We start from the raw sequence: 5,032 nt of genomic DNA, 5'->3' as shown, positions 1-5,032 counted from the left end.
TTATATAGTTGGGAGTAGGGGAGTAAAGCTTTAAACTCAGACAAAACAAGATTTTTCCTTCTTCCCTCTTCCCTCTTCCTTCTTCCTTCTTCCCTCTTCCTTTTATATAGTTGGGAGTAGGGGAGTAAAGCTTTAAACTCAGACAAAACAAGATTTTTCCTTCTTCCCTCTTCCCTCTTCCTTCTTCCTTCTTCAATGGATTTAATTTTGCTCTTATTCACACAAATGCTGCAAAATATTGCTACGAAAAGCTTGCAATTCTTTAGAAGGTTTCTTAATTTTAAATACTTCTGATAAAGCGTCAGACCATAAATTACGTTCAGCAAAAAATTGAAATCTAGCTAGAGCGATATCTTCTTTTTTTGTAGATCCTTGTTTGTTTAAATCTAGATCGAGTTTAGCTAAATCTTGAGTAATAGCTTCATGTTTTTCTACATCCATAATTTCAAAAGTTCTTTGTTGCATACCAGCAATAGAATTTGTACTGTCAAATATTCTCCAACGATAAGTATTACCAGGTTCTAATTTTTCCCCAGTATAATCAACTATTTCTTCATCATCTTGAATATCAAAAGTCCACAAAACCTCCCCGCTATTAGAGGGGTGAATCTCAATTCTGTTTAATTTTCCTTGCCAAATAAATATAGGGCGAGTATTCCATATTTTTCCTTCTCCTTCTATTAAACCAGGAGAAACTAAACATAATTCAAGACCTCTAGAAGTACCCTCCTTGTGTTTTACTGGTGGTTCTTCAGATTTATTAAAAAAATCTTCAAAAGCTTTTTCCCAATTATTATTAGAATTATTTTGTACTTGAATAGTTTGTGCTATTACTCTTGGTAAATGTAAAGGTGTTATTATTGTTAATGCCAATAAAAATAACACCAGATTTAGTTTTTGATTCATAATAATTCTCGTTAATATAATTTAATGACAAATTTTATAAGTATTTGTTTCCTGATTGCACACAAATCATATAAGTAGGTAGGCGTTAAAATTTAAGGAGAGGTAATTCTAAATTCTAAATTCTTAATTCTAAATTCTTGAACTGTTCCCTGCTATATGTTTTACTCCAATATTATAAGCTAACTTTCCTCTAACCTTCCCATTTTGCATAAGCTATTCTTACTCAGAAATAAACTCTAATAATAAACTTTAAAATCAGGGAACTTATGACCGTTATGACTTTTGGCCATCTGATACAAGACAGCATTAGCATTGGGAGTGAATAAGATACTTACATCTCTGAGGGCCTTTCTGGAGACCAATTATTTCTGAGATTATCTCCTAATAATTCTTCTTGTCCGATAGAATCAGCATTTTTCCGCTGCAATAGTTGTATCTGCTTCTTGGGTTTTATCTATCATTTTTGCTCTTTCCTTTTTTCGATTTCAGCGATAGGTAATTTCAGTTATCAGTTATCAGTTATCAGTTATCAGTACCTCTAGCTGTTTGCGCAACATTCCGCAGGAAAGCAAGAGGCTTGAAATAAGGAATATGTTCTTTTTTTTATCCCCTTAAAAGGGGAGGCGCATACCCAAAATTTTTCGGTAAAAGTAATTCATCTTTAATTTTATTTCGCACAGAATCAGTTAAATGATAGTCACAATAGTATAGACAATATAAAAGTAAAACATTTGCGTGATAATATTCCTCTAAAAGCAAGCGATCGTGCCAATTAAATTGCCAGTCGTGACCAATTTCACGATATTCAATCATTATTTTTCTTAGCTTTTCAGCCCAATTTTTACTATTAGTTTTCCACCAAGCATCAAACAGTTCTTCTTTTTGATTTGGGTCTGGCAATTCGGATTTTAATTTCTGTAATGCTTGTTTTAACTCCAAATCAATATACTGTCCATCTCCAGTTAAATAATCAATTTGACTTGCTAAATAATTTTTAGGATCGAAGCTCGAACACCTGCCAAGTTCAAGTATATCGTATAACCTTTTATCCATTAAAAAGTCGTATAGTAGATATTCATGTATTTCATAAACTACTTTCATTTCTTCGTCAATCTTACTAACATCAGTAGAAGTAATAAAATCCCAAAATACTTCTCCAATTTCTTCTATAGAAGGGATACCAAAAAAACTAGCTAGTTCCAAAAATTCGTATTGCTCAAAAATTCCGAAACTGTACACATATTCAAGACAAAGATAAAAAGCTCTAAAATCTAATGGTGTAAAATCTGAATCTAGAAGAGTAACTTCTCTTAACCATTCTAAAAAATACTGAATTTTCTCTTCCCCGGCGAATAACTTATCAATTTCTTTCTTCATCAAAAGAAGAGTATTATCCAGAGCATCTAATCTTGTCAGAGATTCTGCTCTAATAACTGGATGTAGCCAATATTCTCCCGCTTCAAACTCTATTAAATATCGTCTTTGTAAAGATTCAATTACCTGCATAGTTTCTGATTTTTTTACATCCCAAAGTAAACAAGAAAGCCCAATTTTTTGTACTCTAGGAATCTCTCGATAAGGATAAATTCCTAAACGACAAAGAAGATTATAAGCATGACGATCATGTTCAAATAAACGGTCAAACTGACTAGCAATTAAATCCTTAATTTGCCCCTTTAATAAAAATTGTTTATTATCCAGCCAATAATCCTCTAAACTACCACCATAATATGTTTTTATTGGGTGTGTAATAACTTTCATTGCTAAAGCATTTCCCCCATAGGCTTTGTGAATTTCACCTAAAGCAAGAGTATTTATATTAATTTCAAATATGCTGAAAAATTCTTGCCATGCTAACTCGCTTAATTCTGGTAATGGATATGATTCTATAAAACTTAATTTTGCCTCATTAATTTCTTCGCGACAAGTAATTAATGTTATGGCATTAACAGTGGGATGATTTAAAACTCTTGTTATTAATTCAATATAATCACGATGCTCTTGTTTGAATTTTCCCTTTTCATCAAGAGCAGTTTCTACATTATCAATTAATATTCCTACTTTTTCTTTTTCATTCTGGAGTAAATATTTTAGTTGCTCCAGCATATCAATGAATTTTTCTTCAGCTTGCTGTTTAAATTGTTGCTTTATTTGACGTTTTCCCCAACTTTTGACAGAAGTAATATATTCAGTATCCATCCCAACATTAAGCTCTAGAATTTTGAGCTTTTGAATTTGCAAATATTCACGAGCAAGAGTTGTTTTTCCAATACCTCCCTTGCCATAAATACCAATAATTTTTGCATTTCGGCTAGTAATAAGAGTATTAAGGTGAGCGATCGCTTCTTCTCTCCCTACAAAATCTGGTTTTTTCGGAATATTTATTTCTGTAGTTAATTCTGGCGGTAAAGACTTGTTTGAAGAAAGCGAGATAGATGACTTTCCAGAGCAAGATTTTCGTCTTTCCAATGCTCCCAAAAAATTCTTCTTACTCACCTTTTCTCCCAACGCTTCTGATAGTAAATTCCAAAAAGTAGCACCTTTGTTTTTAATATGCTGCTCATCATAGTCGCTATTTTCAGCAATTTTTCCATAAGTAAGGTTTTGAAAAGCACCAATAAAAATAAGCTCTTCAATATCTTTTAGTTTTCTTCCTTCCTTTTGAAAAATTGCCTCATTAACAATTTCTAATGCTTCTTGCTCATCCATCATTCTTTGACTTATAAAACTTACTTTTTAGTTGAACCTTACTGTTTCGTACCTAGTCAGGTTACTAAACTTCTTAACTTATCTTACCGACAAATAATGAAATTGTCAGCAGAATAGTTTCATAGTAAGCATTCAGCCGTCAGCCAGCCTCCTACCGGAGGAACTGCGTTATCAGCTAGCCTCCTCCGGAGGAACTGCGTTAACAGCTATTGCTTTTAATTTAATATAAAAGCTTTATTAATTTTCTTACTACAAAAGTTGGCTCCCTTGCACTTAAAGTCAGTTGTTAATTTAAACACTGTCCTTAAGGAAATAGTCTTGTTGCTGATAGCTGAAAGCTAATAGCTGTTTGCGCAGCATTCCGCAGGAAATGCTTACGTTTCATAGCTTCAATAAATAGGAAATATCCAAATGTTTATAACTACTAACTCCCACTGGAAAAATATCGACCCTTTTAACTATCAAGAACTCATTCAAGGCAAACATCAACATCGTTACCTACTCCTAAAAACCCTCCGTCAAGCACAAGAAAAAATTATTATTGTTTGCCCTTGGCTAACTCGTTATAGCCTCGATAATAATCTGATTCAAGAATTTAAAAATACCCTTAACCGCAAAGTTAAAATACAGATTAATTGGGGATGGCAACAAGATATTGGTAATATTATTATTCCTGGTAATGGTTGTTGGGAATTTAAACCTTCTAATACTTGGAAATATGATGCTATGAGTGAATTACAAAAACTCAAACAATTCTTCCCCGAACATTTTCAACTGAAACTAATAGGCACTCACGCCAAAGTTTGGGTTTGTGATTATAAATTTGCCGTAGTTACAAGTGCAAATTTTCTCTGTTCAAAACCTGGAAATACTGATAACTGCCATGAAGAAATTGGAATTTGGACTAATAATATTAATAACATTCAAAACTTGATTAATTATTTTTCTCAAGCTCCCAACTTGGCAGCAAAAAAAATTAGCTAGGAATATATAATAATATCATGTCCGCTAGTATTGTTTGTGTAAAACCAAGGGTGAATATCTACAGGAAATTTAAGTTTTTTCAAGCTTTTAAGCCTTCTTCCCTCTTCCTTCTTCCTTCTTCCTTACTTTCGCGCTTACAATACCGATGCTACCGGACATGATATAATAGGATGCGATCGCTCCTCAAAAATAACTCAAAAAGCCATCGCATCCCATCATATTTTTTCAGAAATAATATTAATTAGGGCTTGCTGATTAAGTATTAAAGCATTTACAGATAAAGGTAAGTGCCTTTTTAGGTCTGTAATATCATGTTCGGTTGAATACTTACACTTTGGAGGAAGGAAGGCAGAAGGCAACCCACCCCTAACCCCTCCCAGGAGGGGAAGGCAGAAGGGAAGAAAGAGTTCAAAGGGATAAAGTTTTTTTATAA

4 protein-coding genes are annotated in these 5,032 nt (G+C 33.0%); 1 reads left to right on the top strand and 3 read right to left on the bottom strand.

What is annotated here, in order from left to right; translation table 11 throughout:
• The 3 genes from F6K54_RS37485 to F6K54_RS37475 form a co-directional block, all read right to left on the bottom strand.
• The coding region (locus F6K54_RS37485) for a hypothetical protein (RefSeq protein ID WP_293089080.1) at positions 1-221 on the bottom strand (221 nt) is incomplete at its 3' end.
• The gene (locus tag F6K54_RS37480) at positions 214-906 is read right to left on the bottom strand and encodes a hypothetical protein (RefSeq protein ID WP_293089079.1); all 693 of its coding nucleotides are present in this window, start codon (positions 904-906) and stop codon (positions 214-216) included. The genes F6K54_RS37485 and F6K54_RS37480, both read right to left, overlap by 8 nt.
• A gap of 603 nt (positions 907-1,509) precedes the next feature.
• Positions 1,510-3,618: an ATP-binding protein gene (locus F6K54_RS37475; protein WP_293089078.1), complete on the bottom strand. Its 2,109-nt coding sequence runs from the start codon at positions 3,616-3,618 to the stop codon at positions 1,510-1,512.
• Between the two features lie 408 nt (positions 3,619-4,026).
• On the opposite strand from F6K54_RS37475, the gene F6K54_RS37470 reads away from it, so the two are divergent.
• A complete protein-coding gene (locus F6K54_RS37470; protein ID WP_293089077.1) occupies positions 4,027-4,599 on the top strand; it encodes a phospholipase D-like domain-containing protein in 573 nt (190 codons plus the stop codon).
• Positions 4,600-5,032 lie beyond the last annotated feature (433 nt).

The sequence above is a fragment of the Okeania sp. SIO3B5 genome (assembly GCF_010692555.1).
Taxonomy (GTDB): domain Bacteria; phylum Cyanobacteriota; class Cyanobacteriia; order Cyanobacteriales; family Microcoleaceae; genus Okeania.
Note: the sequence above shows the minus strand (reverse complement) of the source record. Positions and strands in the feature narration are given on the sequence as shown.